This window comes from Catellatospora sp. NPDC049133, from assembly GCF_040648455.1.
Classification (GTDB): Bacteria; Actinomycetota; Actinomycetes; order Mycobacteriales; family Micromonosporaceae; genus Catellatospora; species Catellatospora aurea.
The window spans coordinates 24,577-43,666 of record NZ_JBEZDT010000019.1 but is presented as its reverse complement, the minus strand read 5'-3'; the positions used below and the strand labels follow the sequence as shown (position 1 = coordinate 43,666).

Here is a 19,090-nt window from a genome sequence, read left to right as displayed (position 1 = left end):
GAGGTCATGGAACGCATCAGGCGGACCTGGTCCGTCCTGCTGCCGGCCGTCGGGCTGGCGCTGGCGCTGTCGGGGACACCCGCGGCGTCGGCGCCCCCGCCGGTGGCGGCACCGGTCATCGCGGCGGCCCAGGCGGCCGCCGCCCCGCTCGCGTCCAACGTGCACATCTTCTACTACTCCTGGTACGGCAGCCCCGCCGTGAACGGCTCCTACCGGCACTGGCAGCAGGGCGGCTTCACCCCGCCCAACGCGATCGGGGCCAACCTGTACCCGAAGCTCGGCGCGTACGACTCCGGCGACCACGCCGGGGCCGTCAACCAGCACATGGCCTGGATCGCCCAGGCCGGGGTGGGTGTCATCGTCTACAGCTGGTGGGGCCAGAATTCCTACGAGGACCGCCTCGTTCCCGGGGTGCTCAACGCGGCCGATGAGCACGGCATCAAGGTCGCGTGGCACCTGGAGCCCTACGCCGGGCGCACCGCCGCGTCCACGGTCGCCGACGTCAACTACCTCAACAGCCGGTACGGCTCGCACCCGGCGTACCACCGCGACGCCGCCAACGGCAACCGGCCCGCGTTCTACGTGTTCGAGAGCCTGCGCACCGCCGACTGGGCCCCGATCGCGCCGCTGCGCAGCGCCAACATCATCCTGGCGCAGACCACCGACACCTCGAAGGTGGCGCACTTCGGCGGCATGTACACCTATGACGCCATCGCCGGGACGACCGCGCCCGGCTGGGCCGACGCCAGCGCCTTCTGCAAGGCCAACGGCCTGGTCTGGGCCCCGTCCGTCGGGCCCGGCTACATCGACGACCGGGCCGTGCCCGGCAACACCACGCCCACGCTCGGGCGCGACAACGGCGCGACCTACGACCGCGAGTGGGGCAACGCCCTGGCCGCGGCCAACGGCGGCCCGCCGAGCTGGGTGTCGATCACCTCGTTCAACGAGTGGCACGAGGGCTCGTCCATCGAACCGGCGCACGCCACCCCGCCCGCGGGCAACAACTACCAGACCTTCTCGGGCGCGTACGGCCTCACCGGTACGGCCGCCGAGACGGCCTACCTCACCCGCACCAAGTACTGGGTGGACCGCTACAACCCGCCCGCGCCCTCGTCCGTGGTGAGCCTGCGGGCCCGGGTCAACAACCGGTACGTGGCCGCGGAGAGCGCGGGCGCGGCCCCGCTCATCGCCAACCGCACCTCGGTCGGCCCGTGGGAGCAGTTCGACCGCGTCGACCTGGGCGGCGGCCTCATCGCGCTGCGGGCCCGGGTCAACACCCGGTTCGTGCACGCCGACAACACCGCGCCGCTGATAGCGAACGCGACGGCGGCCGGAGGTTGGGAGACCTACCGCGTGGTGGGCAACAGCGACGGCAGCGTCAGCCTGCTGGCCACGGCCAACAACCGCTACGTCGCCGCCGAGAACGCGGGCGCGGCGGCGCTGGTCGCCAACCGCACCGCCATCGGGGGATGGGAGAAGTTCGACATCGTCCCCGGCTGACCGGGTGGGTGGCGTGGAGGCCTCGTCCCGCGTCACCCACCGCACCGCAGCTCGCCGCCCTCGCGATTGTTTCGCGGGGGCGGCGAACTGTTGCCTGGAGAGCGTTTTCGTATTTCCATGTCCGATCAGGTCGTTACGGCGCAGGGCTTGACTGCCGCTACGTGACCGAGTAAACATCTAGGAAATATCCTATAGGATTTTGACGACTCGAAGTGCCTGACTAGGGAAGGAACTCGGCATGAGGCCGCTTGTTCGACTGGGCTCCACCGTCGGCGTGCTCGCTTTGGTGATCGCGGCGGCGGCCTGCACCAAGAAGGAAGAAACCCCCGACGGCGGCGCGACCGCGCTGACCGCCGCCCAGGTGAAGGTGGCGCTGGTCCCCGGTGGCGCGCACCCGTACTTCCAGCCGTGGAAGGACGCCGGCGGCAAGGCCAAGACCGACTTCGCGTTCGGCGACGTGACGTTCAACGAGACCGCCGGCTGGGACCAGACCAAGCAGAACGACGTGCTCACCTCGCTGGCCGCGCAGGGCTACAACGCGTTCGGCATCTTCGGCGTCGCGCCGGAGAGCATCAACTCCACCTTCGAGAACCTCAAGAAGCAGGGCTTCCACGTCGGCTCGCTGGCCTCCTGCCCGGCGGGCGACAAGAACCTCGCCGACTTCTGCCTGTCCACCGACGTGCAGGAGGCGGCGTACAAGGCGGCCAAGGCGGCCGTGGACGCCATGGGCGGCGCGGGCAACCTGGTCCACCTCACCGGCAACAAGGTCGACTCCAACACCCAGCGCCGCATCGCGGGCGTGAGCAAGGCCGTCGACGAGACCGGCGGCAAGGTCAAGCTGCTGGACACCATCACCGACATCGACAAGGACCTGCAAACCGCGCAGAAGGCCGTCGCCGACCTGCTCGCCGCCAAGGGCAGCCAGGTCAATGCGATCGTCACCACCGCCTACAACCCGGCCGTGGCCGCGGCCGGCGGCGTGAAGCAGGCCAAACTGCCGATCAAGGTGATCGCCATCGACGACGACCCGACCATCATCGCGGGCATCAAGGCCGGCGAGGTCGCCGCGACCGTCCTGCAGAACCCGGTCGGCCAGGCGTACGTCGGCTCGTACGCGCTGGTGAAGCTGTCCGAGGGCTGCACCATGGCCACCCCCGGTGTCATCATCGACTCCGGTTCCTTCGTGGTCACCACGGCCAACGTCGCGACCTACGACAACGACCGCGCCGCCAAGACCGACTCGCTCAAGTCCGACTTCGACAGCAAGTACCTCACCTGCGCCAAGTGATCCGCTGACGGCCGGGGCGAGCGGGCCCCGGCCGGCGACGGACGCGCCCCGGCCTCACCCCCCACGCGGCCGGGGCGCGTTCGTCGCCGCCGTGCCCCACCACCCGGAGAGTGCAGTGAAGCAAGAGGAAACCACCCCCGAGCAGCGGCCGCCCGCGCGCCTGCCGCTGTGGGCCAACCCCCGGATCGGGCTCGTCGTGCTGCTGATCGCGCTGATCGCGCTGTTCACCACGCTGCGGCCCGCGTTCCTGAACACCCAGCTCACGCTGGTGCCCATGCAGGCCGACATCAGCGTGTACGCCGTCGTCGGGCTGTCCCAGCTCGCCGTGCTCTCCCTGGGCCACATGAACATGGCCGTCGGCCGGATGGCCGCGATGAGCGCGTTCGCCTCCGGCCTGCTGCACGACCGGCTCGACGCGCCGCTGCTGGTGGCGCTGGCCGGCGGCCTGGCGGTGGGCGCGCTGCTCGGCGCGCTGGCCGGGCTCATCATCTCGCGTACCGGCGTCAACTCGTTCGTGGTCACGCTGGCCCTGGACTTCGCGCTGATCGGCCTGGTGTCGCTGCTGTACGCCACCTTCACCGACGGCGTGGCCTTCAACGGACTGCCCGCGGGCATGTCCGCGCTGCGCACCGACACCTTCGCCGACTACTGCGCCGGGGACGTGTGCGGGCCGGAGATCCCGCTGCTCGCCCCGATCGCGCTCATTGCCGTGCTCGGCGTGGGACTGCTGTTCCGGTGGTCGCGGGTCGGCCGCGAGGTGCTGATGACCGGGGCCAACGCCAAGGCCGCGGAGCTGTCCGGCATCGGAGTCGGCTGGCGGGTCGTGCAGGCCCACGCCCTGTCGGGGCTGCTGGCCGGGCTCGCCGGGTTCCTGCTGTCGGCCAACAACGGCTCGTTCTCGGCCGGGGTCGGCGACGGCTTCCTGCTGCCGTCCTTCCTCGCCCCGGTGCTCGGCGGCACGCTGCTGGTCGGCGGCGCGGTCAGCGTGCTCGGCACGGTGCTCGGCACCGCCATCACCCAGGTCATCTACAAGGGCCTTAACCTGCTGCAGTTCCAGGTCGACGAGCTGAAGCTCTACATCGGCCTGGTGCTGCTGGCCGCCCTGTCCCTGGACCGGCTGCGCCACGTGCTCGCCGAGCGGCGGGGGGTCCCGGCATGACCAGCACCGTCGAGAAGACCGCGCCCCGGGCGAAGGCCCCGGCCGCGGCGGCCCCGAGCCGGCTGCGGCGCACCGTGCGCACGTCGGAGTTCACACTGGTGACGCTCGCCGTCATCGGCTTCGTCGCGCTGACGCTGACCACCGACGGCAACATGCTGTCCGCGGGCACCCTCGCGGCGTTCTTCCGTTTCCTCGCCGTACCGATGATCATCGGGTTGGCCCAGATGGTGGTGCTGGCCATCGGCCAGATGAACCTGTCCGTCGGCGTGCTCACCGGCTTCTGCGCCATGGTCGCCGCCTGGGCCATGCTGGAGGCCGGGCTGCCCGCACCGCTGGCGGTGCTCGTCGCGATGCTGCTCGGCGCGGCCGTCGGTCTGGGCAACGGGCTGCTGGTCGTGTTCACCAGGATCAACGCGTTCATCGTCACCCTCGCCACCATGACGATCATCGACGGCCTGCGGTACGGCGTGAACGGCCCCGGCACCTATCAGGACTACTCCGCCGGACTAGAAGAACTCGGGCAGGCCTCGCTGCTCGGGCTGCCGGTCGTGTTCCTCATCGCGTGCGCGGTCGCGGCCATGGTGTGGTTCTTCTTCGCCCGCACCGTGCCCGGCCGGCACCTGCTGGCCAGCGGCGGCAGCCCGTTCGCCGCCCGGCTGTCCGGAGTGTCCAACGACCGGTCCATCGTGCTCGCGCACGCGCTGTCCGGGCTGCTGGCCGGAGTCGCCGCGGTGCTCACCCTGGCCCAGTCCGGCTCGGTCAACGCCACCATCGGCGACGACCTGCTGCTGCCCAGCTTCGCCGCGCCCATCATCGGCGGCGTCGCACTGGCCGGCGGCGTGGTCAGCGTGCTGGGCACCAGCCTGGCCGCGTTCATCGTGCGGCTGGTCGACGTGGCGCAGGCCCAGTTCGCCATCAACCGCCGCTGGGTCGACCTCATCGTCGGCGCGGTCGTGCTCGGTGTGGTGCTGTCCGGCGCGATCCGGACCAAGCTGTCCCGGAGGTCGTCGTGATGCTGCTGGCCGAAGGCCTGACCAAAGCCTTCCCGGGCGTACGCGCCCTGGACGGCGCGACGCTGCGCCTGGCCGCGGGCAGCGTGCACGCGCTGCTCGGCGAGAACGGCGCGGGCAAGAGCACCCTGGTCAAGATCCTCACCGGCGTGTACCGTCCCGACGCGGGCCGGGTCGTGCTCGACGGCGATGACGTGCACTTCGCCAGCCCCCTCGAAGCGCTGCGCGCGGGCATCGGCGTGGTGCACCAGGAGCGCAACCTGGTCCCGGAGTTCTCCATCGCGGAGAACATCGCCCTGCAGCACCTGCCCAACCGGCTCGGCATGGTCGACCGGACCCGGATGCGGGCCGAGGCCCGCCGCTGCCTCGACCTGCTCGACCTGGACCTCGACCCGGACACCCGGGTCGCGGAGCTGTCGGTGGCGCAGGCACAGCTCGTCGAGATCGCCAAGGCGCTGTCGGTGGACACCCGGGTGCTGCTGCTCGACGAGCCGACGGCGTCGCTGACCGGGGACGAGGCCGACCGGCTGTACGCCATCGTGCGCAAGCTGACCGCCACCGGCCACGCCGTGGTGCTGGTCAGCCACAAGCTTGAAGAGGTGTTCGCGGTCGCCGACACGGTCACCGTGCTGCGCGACGGTCGCAGCGTCGCCGAAGCCCAGCCGCTGTCGGGGTACACCCGAGACGAGATCGTGGACCTGATGGTCGGCCGGGCGTACGCCTCCGTCGAACTCACCGCCCGCACCGTGGACCGCACCGCGACCCCCGCGCTGGAGCTGGCCGGGCTCAGCACCCGCCACGGGCACCGCGACGTCTCGCTCACCGTCGCCCGCGGCGAGATCCTCGGCCTGTACGGCCTGGTCGGCGCGGGACGCACCGAGCTGGCCAAGGCGCTGCTCGGCTTGGACGAGATCACCGGCGGCGAGGTCAGGGTGCACGGGACGCCGGTGCGCATCCGCGACGTCGGGCAGGCGCTGCGCCACCACCGCATCGGCTACGTGCCCGAGGACCGCAAGGGCGAGGGCCTGTTCCTGGAGCAGCCGATCACCCGCAACGTCGGGGTGACCGTCTGGCGGCGGCTGGCCCGCTTCGGCCTGATCCCGGACCGGGCCGAGCGCGACGTGGTCGCCGAGTACACCAAGCTGCTGGGCATCCGGGCCGCGTCGCCGGGCCAGCTCGCCGGGCAGCTGTCCGGTGGCAACCAGCAGAAGGTCAGCCTCGCCAAGTGGCTTGCCGCGAGCTGCGACATCCTCATCGTGGACGAGCCGACGGTCGGCATCGACGTGCGCACCAAGGCCGCGTTCCATGAGCTGATCGCACGGCTGGCCGGACAGGGCATGGCCATCCTGCTCATCTCGTCGGACCTGCCGGAGATCGTCACGCTGGCCGACCGGATCGCGGTGATGGGCGACGCCGCCGTACGCGGTGAGCTGGCCAACGACCACGACTACGACGCGGTGAGCCAGCGGGTCATCCGCCTCATCCACGCCGCGCCCGTGCCGGCCTGACGCCAGGACGAAGGCCCGTCCCCACCGCCGCCGGCGGGGACGGGCCTTCGCGTCAGCGGACGGTCAGTGCCGGCGCTCGGCGGCCGCCTGGCACTTCACGCAGTGCGTCGACCAGGGCATGATCTCCATGCGGGCGGGCGGGATCTGCTGCCCGCAGCCGTCGCAGGTGCCCAGCGAGCCGCGCTCGAACCGGGCCAGCGCGTCGGACAGCTTGCGCATGTGGTCGTCGAGCGCGGCCGTGAGCAGGTCCTGCTGCTCGGTGTCGGAGACCATCGTGCCCGCGTCGGCGACGTCGCCGGGGCCCTGGTCACCGGAGCGGCGCAGCTGCCGGACGGACTCGCTCTGCACCCGCAGCTGCTCGGCCGCCTCCTCGTAACGTGCCTTCAACAGCACGCCGAGCTGTGCGTTGTCGAGCGTGCCTTCCAGCGTTGTCATCATGCCTCCACTGTCTCGGTGCATCGTTGCTGCCCGATGCCGCCGCCGACCAAACCTCCGTTGTCAAGCGAGACAACGGAAACGGGGCCCTGCGGTTTCGGGTGAAGCACGACCATCGTGCGTCGGATGTCTGAGCTTTCGCTGAACGCCGAACCGGTGGGTGGCGCGGGCGCGTTATCCTGCCCGCCGCGCCGACGGCAGGGGATTCGTGCCGCATGAGGTGCGCCGAAATGCCCGATCGATCCCGAAGAAGTTCGGTGGATGGACGTGCGTCGAGCCGGCGCGGGGCCGAGTTCGGCGAGAATCTTCGCCACGGGCCCGTGATGCTGCCCACTGGCGAGTTTTCCCGGCGGCCGCACGGGCCCGGGTGCCGACCAGCCGAACGTGAATGTGAGTTGATTTAGGATTTAAGTTGCATTTTTGGCATGTCTACTGACTTGTGTCTAGTGCCCGATTTGGTTACGTTGTCCTGCAGTGCCATCCCTGGCGAGGGCGACTCGCCTGAATGGGGCTCCGGACGGACCGGTGCCCGACGTGACCGAAGGGTGTGGTCGTGCGCTATCGGCCAGAGCTGGTCAGGGAGGCCGACCGCTACTGCGGGCGGCGCCGCGCGGGCACCCCGTCGCGGAGCAGGTACGCCACCGTGCTGGCCACCGCCGCCGCCGGAGCGGGCATCGTGGCCTTCGGCGCCGCGGCCGTCGTGCCCGACGCGAAGGCGGAGACCTCCGGCGAGCACCTGACGGCATTCGCCGACGCGGCCCGGGGCGACACCGCCGCCCGCCCCAACCGGGGCGACCGCCAGCTCAGCACCTCCATCAGCCAGGACGCCCCCGACGCGTGGGTGCTGCCGCTGCACGGATACACGCTGAGCTCCCGCTACGGCATGCGCTGGGGCCGGCCGCACCGCGGGCTCGACCTGGCCGGGATCGCCGAGGGCACGCCGTACATGGCGGTGCGTGGCGGCGTGGTGGTGCAGGCCGGCTGGAACGGCGGCTACGGCAACTCGATCATCGTCGACCACGGGCACGGCCTGCAGACGCTGTACGGGCACTCCAGCCGCGTGCTGGTCAAGCCGGGCGACCGGGTCCAGGCCGGCGACGTGATCGGGATGGCCGGCAACACCGGCTACTCGTACGGCACCCACCTGCACCTGGAGATCCACGTCGACGGCGTCGCGCACGACCCGCTGACCTGGTTCAAGAAGCACGGCGTCGACTTCGAGCTCGAACTCGAAGAGGTCTACGGCAGCTGACGACGTACCGGAGATCGCTACACTCCCTCGGATGGCGGGGGAGTGGGAAGACATCGACCGGCTGATCGCCGAGCGGGCGGGCACGCCGTATCCCGGAGCGCCTGAACCCTCCGCCGACGACCTCGCGAACCTGCTGCTGGAGCTCCACCCCGCGCAGTTCGACCGCTGGCTGCGGCACACCGTCGCCGAACTCCACCCGGCCGCCGAGCGCGCCGACCGGCTCCGCCTGGGCGCGGCGTCCACTCCGGACCACCCGTTGTCCGTCGCCGCCGCCGAACTGCGCGCCTGGTACACGGGCACCGACCCGGCCGAACCGATCATCCTGCGGGCCGCCGGACCACCCGGCTCGGAGACGGTCGCCCTACTGCGCCTGCGCGAGTACGCGCTGCGGCTGGCCGCGTCGGCGAGCAGGCTCCGCGAACATGCGGAAGCGGCCGGATGGACCGTGCCGCAGCGGCGGCTCGCCCTGCGGCACCGGTTCGAGCCCGTCGCGAAGGCGCTGCGAGAAAAGGTCCTCGACCGGTACACGACCGGCGTCAGCTGGGAGCGGGTCACTGCCGAGCTGTACACCGCCGCCGGGTGCGACCCCGTTCTGCACCGTCGGCTCACCAACGCCGAAGCCTGGCCGCTGGCCGTGATCCGCGCGCTGCGCCAGGGCGGGCAGCCGCCCGTGCTCGCCGTCGACACCGGCCCGCCGCGCACGGACACCCGGCCCGCCGTTCCGCCGCCGGCCGCCGAGCCGGGCTGGGAGCAGGCGCTGGCGCAGGCGGTCGCCGCGCTGGCCCCGGCGCACCGGGCAGGCCGCCGCGCAGAACTCGTCGCCCGTGCCGACACGCTCTGGGGTCGGATGCAGGAGCTGCGGGCCCTGGTCGATCCGGCCGCCCGGACCACGGTGGAGGGCGCGCCCTCACCCGCGCCAGAGCCGCTCATCAATCGGCGCGGTCGGCCCACCGACAGCCGACCCGCGCTGGACTGGGCACACCTGGCGCTGGCGCGGTGCCGAGCCGTCACGACCGCCGGGCATGCCGCCGACGCGGAGACCGACGCCGGGCTGCTCACGACGGCACGGCTACTGGTGGACGCGCAGTGGGCGGGCGGCGTCGCACTGGGCTATCTCTCCCCCGGTGTGGACGACGACACCGTGCTGGACGTGGCAGCGCGCCACCTCCAGCACGACCGTGCCAGGCTGCTGGCCGCCCTGGGCGGCCCGGCGGCACCCCCGTCCGGAGGTCGCCGCACTCTCGGCGCGTCCAGCGTGCTCGCCCCGCGGCAGCCGACCGCGCCGCCCTCCGGCGACCTGCTCGGCCGGCTGTACGCGGCGTCGGCGGAGCAGCTGGCCCGCTACCTGTCCGACGTGCTGACCACGGCCGCGGACAAGGCCGACCCACACCACACCCACCTGGGCAGGATCGCCCGCGACGTCGCGGCGGCCCTGCCCGAGCCGGCCGGGCCGGACCAGGTCGAGTCGGCCTGCCGCGTGCATCCGCAGCAGGAAGACGGCGACCTGCTGTCCTACGCGGCGGTGATGTGCGGCCGCGCCGCGAGCCGGGCCGCCGCCGCGCTGCACGAGGTCAACGGCCGGATGCTGGGCAACCCATGGGAGGGCGCCTTCGCGGCCGAACCGGACCTGGCCGAAGGGCTGCGGGCGCTGCGGCTGCTCGGCGACCGGCACGGCCTGCCCGCCGACTGGCTCGACGCCACCTGGCAGTCCATGTCCCCCGCCACCTGCCGGTGGCCGCTCGGCGAGACCGTACGCGGGCCGGCCGGCGACACCGACCTCACGCCGATCAGCGGCGCACCGGTGCTCCGCTGGCAGGTCGCGCACACCGCGCACGGCAACCCCGCCGAGCCGCCGCCGGGCATCGCCGTCAACGGGCACGGGCTGATCGTCTGGCGGGATGGGCAGCGCGGATACCACTCCTACGACCCGGACAGCGGCCGCGAGCGCCGCCTCGGCCACGGCCGTTTCGTCGGGTACGCCGCCCGCACGGTGTTCGCCGAGTCGGGCGGGCAGCCGTTCCAGGTCGACGTGCTCACCGACGCCGAGGTGTCCGGACGCCCACTGCCCGGCCCCGCTCCCGCGCCGGCGCCGCTGCACTCGCACGACGGCCTCGTGGTGCAGGCCGAGTGCCGCGCCGGTGCGCTGACCTACCACGCCGCCGGGACCGCCGTCCGGGCCGTGGCCGCCGACGGCGCGCTGTGCTGGGAAGTGCGGCTGGAGGAGCTGCTCGGCGACGGCGGCACCCGCCCCGACCGCTATCCGGCGGCGTTCGGGGACGAGGGCTTCGGCGTGCGCGCGATGACCGCCGCCGACCACCGGCTCTATCTGCTCACCACCGGCCGCCGACTGCTCTGCCTGGAGCAGCCGGCCCCCGGCGAGCCGCCGTCCCGCCACCGGCCCGCGACGCTGCACCAACCACCGGGCACCCGGCTCAGCGAGCGCGTCGAGCGGCTCTGCGGCTACCGGTACGTGGCCCGGGTGTCGTTCGGCGAGGAGATCGCGCTGGTGTTCGACACCGAGCCGTTCACCGCCGAGCGGGTCTACCGGCAGCTCAGCGAGCGCGGATACCAGCTGGTCAGCGTGAGTGCGTCGGGCCGGGGCTGGGTGGCGAAGGCGGCCAGGCTGGCTCCGGAGCGCATCCGGGTCTACGTCGCCTCCGACGACGACGCCAAGTGGTACACCATGTTCGACTGGCCCACGCACGTCGCCCTCAGCCACGCGCACCGGCGCTGGTTCCGCTCGTCCAAGCCGGACAGCATCTACGACGACGACCGTTACCTCTACGTCAGCGAGGAGATCGGCCGTCGGGTGGCCCGAGCCATGGGCGCCGAGCCGGCCACGACCGCCGAGTTCGAGGACATCCGCCGGCACACCGGCGAGCGCTGGCAGCGGTCGCAGCGGCGGCCGAAGGACCTGTACGAGACCCGGCGGCAGCAGTTCGCGCCCCGGCTGCCGGCACTGCGTGCCCAGGCCGAACGGCTGGCGGAGCGGCTGCCCGCGCGGGAGGAGGTGACCGGCTCCTACCGGCCCGAACCCCGGCGCGCCGCCGAGCACCCCGTCGCCGCGGCCGCGCTCGACGAACCGTTCGCGCTGGTGCGGTTCCAGTACGGCTTCTTCGGCAAGGGCACCCGATACCTGTCGCAGCGGGTCGCGGTCGGCACACCGGACGGCCCGGTCACCCTCGACGTGGAGATCGACGTGTTCACCCGGGTGCTGGAGTACCAGGCGGTGACGCCGTTCTGCCCCGAGGAGGGATACCTGCTCGACGCGCACGACCGTGACCCGATCGCCCGCTCCGCCAAGATCGACCGGTACCACCTGGGGGTCTTCGGCAGCGGGCAGTACTTCCCGGTGTCGCCGTACCGGCTGCGGGTGCACCTCGCCCACGACGCCCCCGCCGGGTCGGCGGCGGCCCGCTTCGCCGAAGATCTGTGGCTGGAGCTGGCCTTCCCCGACGGCGCTGCCTACCGTGCGGCCTCCTACCGCACGGCGAAGGCCGGCCGGGTGTACGAGCAGTGGGTTCCCGTGGCGTTCGGGCTGCTCCCGGTCGTCGCCGGGCTGGCCCCGGAATGGGTCTCGATCCAGGTGCCCGAGCAGCTCGAACTGCTCGCCGAGGTGACCGCCACGCTGCGCCACCTGCCGGACGAGCCCCGGCCCAGCGCCGTCCACCTCTTCGAGGAGTGAGCGCGGCGGGGCCGGTTCGGGATAGGACGAACCGGCAGTCTTCCCGACCCGACAGCGTTGTCTCGGGCCGAATGTCCGGTTGCCGTCTACCGAGTGCAGCGACAGAATCACCAGGAGTCGCAGCTGGGGAGATCTCTGGGCATGGCACCACATTGGACGCATTCACCGGCAGGTCGGGTCACCCGCCTGCGGGGCGCGTCCACGGAGGTGATCGAGCTCGCGCTGACACCGCTGCCGGACGACGCGCCCGCGGTGCTGACCTTCCGCCCACCCGCCTCGGCCTCCGCCGCCGAGGTCGTGGCGTGCGCGCTGACCGAGCTGGAGTCCGCCGCGTCGCGGCTGTTCCCGGCCTGGCTGCCCACCGCCGAACAGCTCGAAGGGCCGGGTGGCGGCGGCGTGCCCGCGGTCCGGGCGCTGGCGATCGAGCAGGCCGCCGGATCACGCCACTTCGGGCCATTTCTGGCCGATCTGGCCGAGCAGGCGCTGCGTGAGCGGGCCGGTCCGGCGCACGCGGCGCGACGGAGACCGATCGCGGGCCGGTTCGCGCCCGAGGTGCGGGCCGCGGGACTGGCCCGCGTGGTCGCCGAGAGCTACCGGCGGGCGAGCGCCGCGCTGCTGGTCGACGTGCCCGCGGGGCTGACCGGGCCGCAGCAGTTGGCGCTGGCCGCCGCCGGGGAGTGGCTGGCCGCGCACGGCGGATTCGCGGTATGGCTGGCCGGAGCCGACCTGCCCGACGCGGCTCGCGTCGCGGTGCGGCCGGTGCGACTGCCGGAACACGTCGCCGAGCTGGTCGCGACGGCGGACGATGCTCCCGTGGCCGGGCCGCCCCCGGCGACGCTGACGTATCCGCCGGTCGAGGGCCGCCCGCGCGCGGACAGCGCCGCGGAGACCGCGCTGGAGGCGGCGCTGGTCGAGGCGGCCTGGGCCGCCGGCCGCATCTGGAACCGCCGGTACGCGGCCCGCCCGTACTACGTCATCGACCTGGTGTGGCACGACGAGCGCTGTGCCGTGGAGATCGACGGCGACGAGCACCGCGGCCCCCGCAAGTTCGCCCACGACCGCCGCCGCGACGTGCTGCTGCAACTCGACGGCTACGCCGTGCTGCGCTTCACCAACCACCAGGTCCTCGCCGAACTCGGCCAGGTGCTGGCACACCTGGAGCAGTACCTCCGATCCCGACGCACCGACGCGCACAAGGAGAAGAAATGACCAAGCTCAAGCCCTCGGAGAAGGCGTGCCTGCTGCTGCTGATGGCGGAGGCCCGCGAGGTCTCCAACAGCGAGCTGCTGGCGCGCTACGGCGTATCGATCACCGGCGCGGACAGCCGTGCCCTGGTCGAGAACAAGTTCGCCACCAAGCGCAAGGGTGCCAAGGGCGCGCTGGTGCACGAGCTGACCGACGAGGGCTGGGCGCAGTGCAAGCGGGAGCTGGAGGCGGAGTACGTCAGGGGCACCGGTCCGGCCTACCCGGCGCTGCACGCGCTGCTCGGCGCGGTGGACCGCTACCTGCGCCGGGCGGAGCTGAGCCTGCCCGACCTGTTCACCGCCAGCACCCCGCCGCCCGCCCCGCAGCCGGTGGCCAAGGTGAAGCCGGTCGTCAAACGCGGGCTGGAGAAGCGGGTGCGCGTGGCGTACGACAAGCTCGCCGACGCGCCGCAGGCCTGGGTCAGCCTCACCGACCTGCGCCGGGAGCTGACCGGGGCGTCCGCCGTCGAGGTCGACGCGGCATTGATGAAGATGGCGGTCGGGGGAGCCATCGTGCTGGTGCCCGAAGACAACCAGAAGACGCTCACCGACGAGGACCGCGCGGCCGCGATCCACATCGGCGGTGAGGACAAGCACCTGCTGTCGATCGAGGCGGCATGAACCCGGAGCAGCGCAGGGCGCTGGCGAACCTGCGCTTCGACGTCGCCCCGGTGCCCGACGACGTCTGGCGCGGCTCGCCGTTCCACGTCGAGGCGCTGCACGACGACGTGGTGCGGCACATCCTGCACGGCCTGGACGACGCCCGGCGCAGCCCCGACGGCAGCCCGATCGGCATCGCCATGCAGGGCCAGCCCGGCTCGGGCAAGACGCACCTGCTCGGCTGGGTGCGCGAGCAGACCCAGCGCGGCGGCGGCTACTTCTTCCTGGTCGGGCTGCTGGACGGGGCGGCGTTCTGGTCCAGCGCCACACTGGCCGTGGTCAACGGGCTCCAGCGCGACCACCTCGGCCAGGGCAGCCAGCTGTCGGTGTTCCTGGATCGGCTGTGCACCGCGGCCGGCGTGCCCGAGCAGGCCGCGGCGGCGGTCACCGGCCGTGCTCCGCTGACCCGGGCCCACCTCGACGAGTTCGCCGCGGCGCTGCGCCGCTTCGACGGCCCCGTCGGCATGGCCTGCCACCACACCGCGCGGGCGCTCGCGCTGCTCGGGGCCGCCGACGACCCGGCCGCGCAGGACGTCGGCTACACGTACCTGCAGTCGATGCAGGAGATGGAGCCGGGCGAGCGCCAGGAGTGGGGGATCCACCCGGTGCAGAAGCCGCCGCAGCTGGTCATGCAGGAGCTGTCGCAGCTGCTGGCGCTGACCGGCCCGACGGTGGTCGCCATCGACCAGATCGACACCCTCGTCGCCCAGCTGTGGAACAGCACCGCGCTCAAGGAGGCCGGCACCGAGAGCGCCGAGCAGACCCAGCTGATCAACCAGATCGCGGACGGACTGATGGCGCTGCGCCAGACCACCCGGCGCACGCTGACCGTGCTGGCCTGCCTGCCCTCGACCTGGACGCTGATCCGCACCCGGGCCACCAAGTCGGTCGCCGACCGGTTCCGCGAGCCGGTCACGCTCAAGGGCATCGCCAGCGCCGACATCGCCCGCGACATCGTCGCCAAGCGGTTCGCGGTGCGCTTCGGCGAGCTGGGCTTCGTGCCACCGTACGCGACCTGGCCGGTGCGGGAGGAGGCGTTCGCCGAGGCGACCGTGTTCACCCCGCGGCTGCTCATCAACCGGATCAACGAGCACGTGCAGGCCTGCCTGCGCGAGGGCTCGGCACGGGAGCTGGTCGGCTTCACCGAGTCCGAGGACCGCGCCGCCGTGCTCGTGCCCGACGAGGTGCTCGACGACAAACTGGACCGGCGCTTCGCCGAGCTGCGCGAGAGCGCGGACGTGGGACCGGCGCTGGCAGGGCCGACCGAGGACGGCGAGATGCCGGAGCTGCTGGCCGCCGGGCTGTCCGCGTGGATCGAGGAACTGGGCGAGGCCGGGCGGGCGTTCCGGGTCGACCCGCCGCAGGGCGGCAAGGTGCCGCTGCACGCCCGGCTGCGGCGCAGCCTGGACGAGGCCACCGAGGACGAGCAGCACTGGTCGTTCCGGGCGATCGCGCACACCAACGCGATCGCCGCGCTGTCGCGGCTGCAGGCTGCGCGCACCAGCGCGGGCCTGAGCCGGGGCATCGGCAAGCGCAAACTGTTCCTGCTGCGCAACATCGACTGGAACAAGGGCGCGAAGACGCAGGAGGTGCTGAAGGCGTTCGCCGCCGACGGCGGCACCCGGCTGAGCCTCGGCGAGGACGACCTGCGCACCTTCGCGGCGCTGCGGCAGCTGCTCGCCGAGCGGGACTCCGGCCTGGCCGCCTGGCTGGCCGACCGCCGCCCGGCCGGGCGCACGATGCTGCTGCGTACGGTGCTCGGCGAGATCGTGGCCGAGATCGCCGCGGCCGAGGAGGCCGCCGACCGCCGCCGGGATCATGCGGTACGCGCGCAGGCCGACGGCGTCGAAACGGCGCCGGAGCCGGGCGCGACGGCGCGGAGCGGTGCCGCCGACGTCGTGGCGAGCGCAAGCGTCTCCGGCGGATCGGCGGGCGAACCAGCCGTGCGTGACGTCGCGCCCGCGCACACGATCACGCTGGGCGCGGGTTACGACGATGGTGAGCCGGTGCGGCTGGACCTGGAGTCGCTGCGCAAGCACACGGCGATCTTCGCGGGCAGCGGGTCCGGCAAGACGGTGCTGATCCGGCGGCTGGTCGAGGAGTGCGCGCTGCAGGGCGTGTCCACGATCGTGCTGGACCCCAACAACGACCTGGCGCGCCTGGGCGACCCCTGGCCCGAGCCGCCCGCGGGCTGGTCGGCCGGCGACGCGGCGCGCTCGGCGGAGTACCTGGCGCACACCGACGTGGTGGTGTGGACGCCGCGGCGGGAGGCGGGGCGGCCGCTGAGCTTCCAGCCGCTGCCGGAGTTCGCGACCATCCGCGACGACGCCGACGAGTTCGGGGCAGCCATCGACGCCGCGGTGGCCAGCCTCGCGCCGCGGGCGAAGGTGGACGGCGGCACCGCCAAGGCGATGCGCGGGCAGGCGGTGCTCAACGAGGCGCTGCGGCACTTCGCGCGCAGCGGCGGCGAGGGCATCCGGGCGTTCGTCGGGGTGCTCAGCGCGCTGCCGGACGGGGTCAGCCAGCTGGAGGACGCCGAGAAGATCGCGTTCGAGCTGTCGCAGAACCTGACCGCGGCGATGGTGACCGACGCCCTGTTCGGCGGCGGCGGCGCACCGGCCGACCCGGGTCTGCTGCTGACGCCCGCGCCCGGCAAGCGCGCCCGGGTGTCGGTGATCAGCCTGGTCGGGCTGCCGTCGGAGCAGCAGCGGCAGAGCTTCGTCAACCAGCTGCAGCTGGCGCTGTTCGCCTGGATCAAGAAGAACCCGGCCGGGGACCGGCCGCTGGGCGGGCTGCTGGTGATGGACGAGGCCCAGACGTTCGCGCCGTCCGGACCGCTGACCGCGTGCACGCAGAGCACGCTGGCGCTGGCCTCGCAGGCGCGCAAGTACGGACTGGGCCTGGTCTTCGCCACGCAGGCGCCCAAGGGGCTGCACAACCGCATCTCCGGCAACGCCGCGACGCAGTTCTTCGGGCTGCTCAACGCCCCGGCGCAGATCGAGGCGGCGCGGGAGATGGCGCGGGCCAAGGGCGCGGACGTGCCCGACATCTCGCGGCTGGGGACCGGCGAGTTCTACGCCTCGGGGGAGGGCTTCGCGTTCCGCAAGATGCGCGGCTCGCTGTGCCTGAGCCACCACCCGAAGAGCCCGCTGACGACGGAGGAGGTCGTCGAGCGGGCCAGGCGCTGACTCGGAATCCGCGTGCCGAAGGGCCGTCCCGCCGACTGGCGGGGCGGCCCTTCGCTGTGCCACTATGGGCAACAGTTCTAGAACAGTTGGAGGAACTGTGGGTGCCATCACCGCCGCGGGCCTGCCCGCGCTGCTGCCCGCCGCAGGGCTGATGCACGACCCGGGCGCCGCCGGCCGGTTCGGCGACTACGGCGGGCGCTACGTGCCCGAAGCGCTCATGCCGGCCTGCGCGCAGGTCGAGCAGGCGTTCCGCGAGGCGTGGGCCGACGCCGGCTTCCGCCGCGACCTCGACCGGCTGCTGACCGTGTACGCCGGGCGGCCCACCCCGCTGACCCCGGCCTGGAACCTGTCCGCCGAGCTGGGCGTCGACATCCTGCTCAAGCGGGAGGACCTGGCCCACACCGGCTCCCACAAGATCAATAATGTGCTCGGGCAGGCGCTGCTGGCCCGCCGGATGGGCCGCACCCGGCTGATCGCCGAGACCGGCGCGGGCCAGCACGGCGTGGCGACCGCGACCGCCGGAGCGCTGCTGGGCCTTTCGGTGACGGTGTTCATGGGGCAGAAGGACATGGTCCGTCAGGCGCTCAACGTGCACCGGATGCGGCTGCTCGGCGCGGAGGTCGTCGAGGTCACCAGCGGCAGCCGCACCCTCAAGGACGCCACGAGTGAGGCCATGCGGCACTGGGTGACCTGCGCCGACGAGGCCTACTACTGCCTCGGCTCGGTGATGGGACCGCACCCGTACCCGTGGATGGTGCGCGAGTTCCAGCGGGTCATCGGCTCCGAGGCCCGCGCCCAGTGCGCCACCGAGCTGCCCGCCGCGATCCCCGACTACGTCGTCGCCTGCGTCGGCGGCGGCTCCAACGCCGCGGGCACCTTCGCCGGGTTCGCGAACACCTCGGCGCAGCTGGTCGGCGTCGAGGCCGCGGGCGGCGCGGCGATCGCGGGCGGCAAGGTCGCCGTCATGCACGGGCACCGCTCCTACGCCATCCAGGACGAGCACGGCCAGATCCTGGAGGCCGAGTCGGTCGCCGCGGGCCTGGACTACCCGGGCATCGGCCCCGAGCACGCCCACCTGCACGACCTCGGCCGCGCCCGCTACGTCACCGTCACCGACGCCGAGGTGATCGACGCCGTGCGGCGGCTGGCCCGCAGCGAGGGCATCCTGCCCGCGCTGGAGTCGGCGCACGCGATCGCCTGGGTGCTGCGCGCCGCCCGCGACGGCGAGCTGCCGCCCGGCGCGACCGTGCTGATCACCCTGTCCGGCCGCGGCGACAAGGACACCACGACCCTGATGGAGATCCCGTGAACGCCACCACCGCCACCGGCGTGGCTGTCGGCCCGCGTCTGCGCGAACGCCGCGACGCCGGCCACAAACTGCTCCTGCCCTATGTGACCGGCGGCGTCAGCGCCGAGTGGACCGACTACCTCCGGGCGTACGCCGATGCCGGGGCCGACGCCGTCGAGATCGGACTGCCGTTCTCCGAACCGATGATCGACGGCCCGACCGTGCAGGAGGCCTCCGAGCGGGCCCTGCACCGGGGCGCGACGGTCCGCGGCATCCTCGCCGACCTGCGCCGGGTGCGCGTCGACGTGCCGCTCGTCGTGATGACCTACTACCACCTGGTGGCCCGCGAGGGGCACGCGCGGTTCTGCGCCGCGCTGGCCGAGGCCGGGGTACGCGGGCTGATCGTGCCCGACCTGCCCCTGGAGGAGCTGGCGGAGCTGGAGCAGGCCGCCGCCGACGCGGAGGTGGAACTGATCCTGGTCGCCGCGCCCAGCGGCGCGCCGTCCCGGCTGCGGGAGATCGCCGCCCGCAGCCGCGGCTTCGTGTACGCGATGACCGGCATGATCACCACTGGGGAGCGGGCCGAGCTGCCCGCGTCGGCCGGCGAGTTCGCAGCCCGGCTCAAGACCCACGCGGACCTGCCCGTGCTGCTCGGGTTCGGCGTCTCCACGCCCGAGCACGCCGTGGCCGGGGCGCAGGCCGCCGACGGTGTCGTGGTCGCGTCGGCGCTGATGCGCCGCGTCCTCGACGGGGCTACCCCGGCCGAGGTCGGCGCGCTGGTCGCCGAGCTGCGCGCAGCGCTGGACGCGGCGCAGGGCTGACATCGGCCGCTGGGACGGCCGCGGCGCACACCGAACGTCGGGCGCGGCCGAC

13 protein-coding genes are annotated in these 19,090 nt (G+C 73.0%); 12 read left to right on the top strand and 1 reads right to left on the bottom strand.

The features are described from left to right. Nucleotides 1–6: 6 nt before the first annotated feature. The 5 genes from AB0B35_RS22040 (at nucleotide 7) to AB0B35_RS22020 (ending at nucleotide 6,465) form a co-directional block, all read left to right on the top strand. A complete protein-coding gene (locus AB0B35_RS22040; protein WP_361048396.1) occupies nucleotides 7–1,500 on the top strand; it encodes a glycoside hydrolase family 99 protein in 1,494 nt (497 codons plus the stop codon). A gap of 238 nt (nucleotides 1,501–1,738) precedes the next feature. Then, complete coding sequence (locus AB0B35_RS22035) at nucleotides 1,739–2,788, top strand: substrate-binding domain-containing protein (protein ID WP_360531519.1); 1,050 nt, start codon at nucleotides 1,739–1,741, stop codon at nucleotides 2,786–2,788. 115 nt (nucleotides 2,789–2,903) lie between these two features. Further along, entirely contained in the window at nucleotides 2,904–3,947 is a 1,044-nt protein-coding gene (locus AB0B35_RS22030; RefSeq protein WP_360531516.1) for an ABC transporter permease, read from the top strand. Further along, nucleotides 3,944–4,960 (top strand): ABC transporter permease, encoded by a 1,017-nt coding sequence (locus tag AB0B35_RS22025; RefSeq protein WP_361048394.1) that lies wholly within the window; start codon nucleotides 3,944–3,946, stop codon nucleotides 4,958–4,960. Before AB0B35_RS22030 ends, AB0B35_RS22025 begins: the two co-directional genes overlap by 4 nt. Beyond that, nucleotides 4,960–6,465, top strand: coding sequence for a sugar ABC transporter ATP-binding protein (locus AB0B35_RS22020; protein ID WP_361048392.1), 1,506 nt, complete (start codon nucleotides 4,960–4,962; stop codon nucleotides 6,463–6,465). The genes AB0B35_RS22025 and AB0B35_RS22020 overlap by 1 nt, the downstream gene beginning before the upstream one ends. A 63-nt stretch (nucleotides 6,466–6,528) precedes the next feature. On the opposite strand, the gene AB0B35_RS22015 is transcribed toward AB0B35_RS22020, so the two are convergent. Then, entirely contained in the window at nucleotides 6,529–6,900 is a 372-nt protein-coding gene (locus tag AB0B35_RS22015; RefSeq protein ID WP_360531507.1) for a TraR/DksA C4-type zinc finger protein, read from the bottom strand. Between the two features lie 553 nt (nucleotides 6,901–7,453). Between AB0B35_RS22015 and AB0B35_RS22010 the strand changes: the two genes are divergently transcribed. The 7 genes from AB0B35_RS22010 to trpA all read left to right on the top strand — a co-directional run bounded on the left by AB0B35_RS22010 (nucleotide 7,454) and on the right by trpA (nucleotide 19,038). Next, entirely contained in the window at nucleotides 7,454–8,152 is a 699-nt protein-coding gene (locus tag AB0B35_RS22010; protein WP_361048390.1) for a M23 family metallopeptidase, read from the top strand. A gap of 31 nt (nucleotides 8,153–8,183) precedes the next feature. Next, a complete protein-coding gene (locus tag AB0B35_RS22005) occupies nucleotides 8,184–11,837 on the top strand; it encodes a hypothetical protein (RefSeq protein ID WP_361048388.1) in 3,654 nt (1,217 codons plus the stop codon). 207 nt (nucleotides 11,838–12,044) lie between these two features. Next, nucleotides 12,045–13,046: a DUF559 domain-containing protein gene (locus AB0B35_RS22000; protein WP_361048386.1), complete on the top strand. Its 1,002-nt coding sequence runs from the start codon at nucleotides 12,045–12,047 to the stop codon at nucleotides 13,044–13,046. Beyond that, a complete protein-coding gene (locus AB0B35_RS21995; RefSeq protein WP_361048384.1) occupies nucleotides 13,043–13,702 on the top strand; it encodes a hypothetical protein in 660 nt (219 codons plus the stop codon). The genes AB0B35_RS22000 and AB0B35_RS21995 overlap by 4 nt, the downstream gene beginning before the upstream one ends. Beyond that, complete coding sequence (locus AB0B35_RS21990; protein ID WP_361048381.1) at nucleotides 13,699–16,929, top strand: DUF87 domain-containing protein; 3,231 nt, start codon at nucleotides 13,699–13,701, stop codon at nucleotides 16,927–16,929. Before AB0B35_RS21995 ends, AB0B35_RS21990 begins: the two co-directional genes overlap by 4 nt. 151 nt (nucleotides 16,930–17,080) lie before the next feature. Further along, complete coding sequence (gene trpB, locus AB0B35_RS21985) at nucleotides 17,081–18,238, top strand: tryptophan synthase subunit beta (RefSeq protein ID WP_361048598.1); 1,158 nt, start codon at nucleotides 17,081–17,083, stop codon at nucleotides 18,236–18,238. Beyond that, nucleotides 18,235–19,038 (top strand): tryptophan synthase subunit alpha, encoded by an 804-nt coding sequence (gene trpA, locus AB0B35_RS21980; protein ID WP_361048379.1) that lies wholly within the window; start codon nucleotides 18,235–18,237, stop codon nucleotides 19,036–19,038. Before trpB ends, trpA begins: the two co-directional genes overlap by 4 nt. Nucleotides 19,039–19,090: the final 52 nt, after the last annotated feature.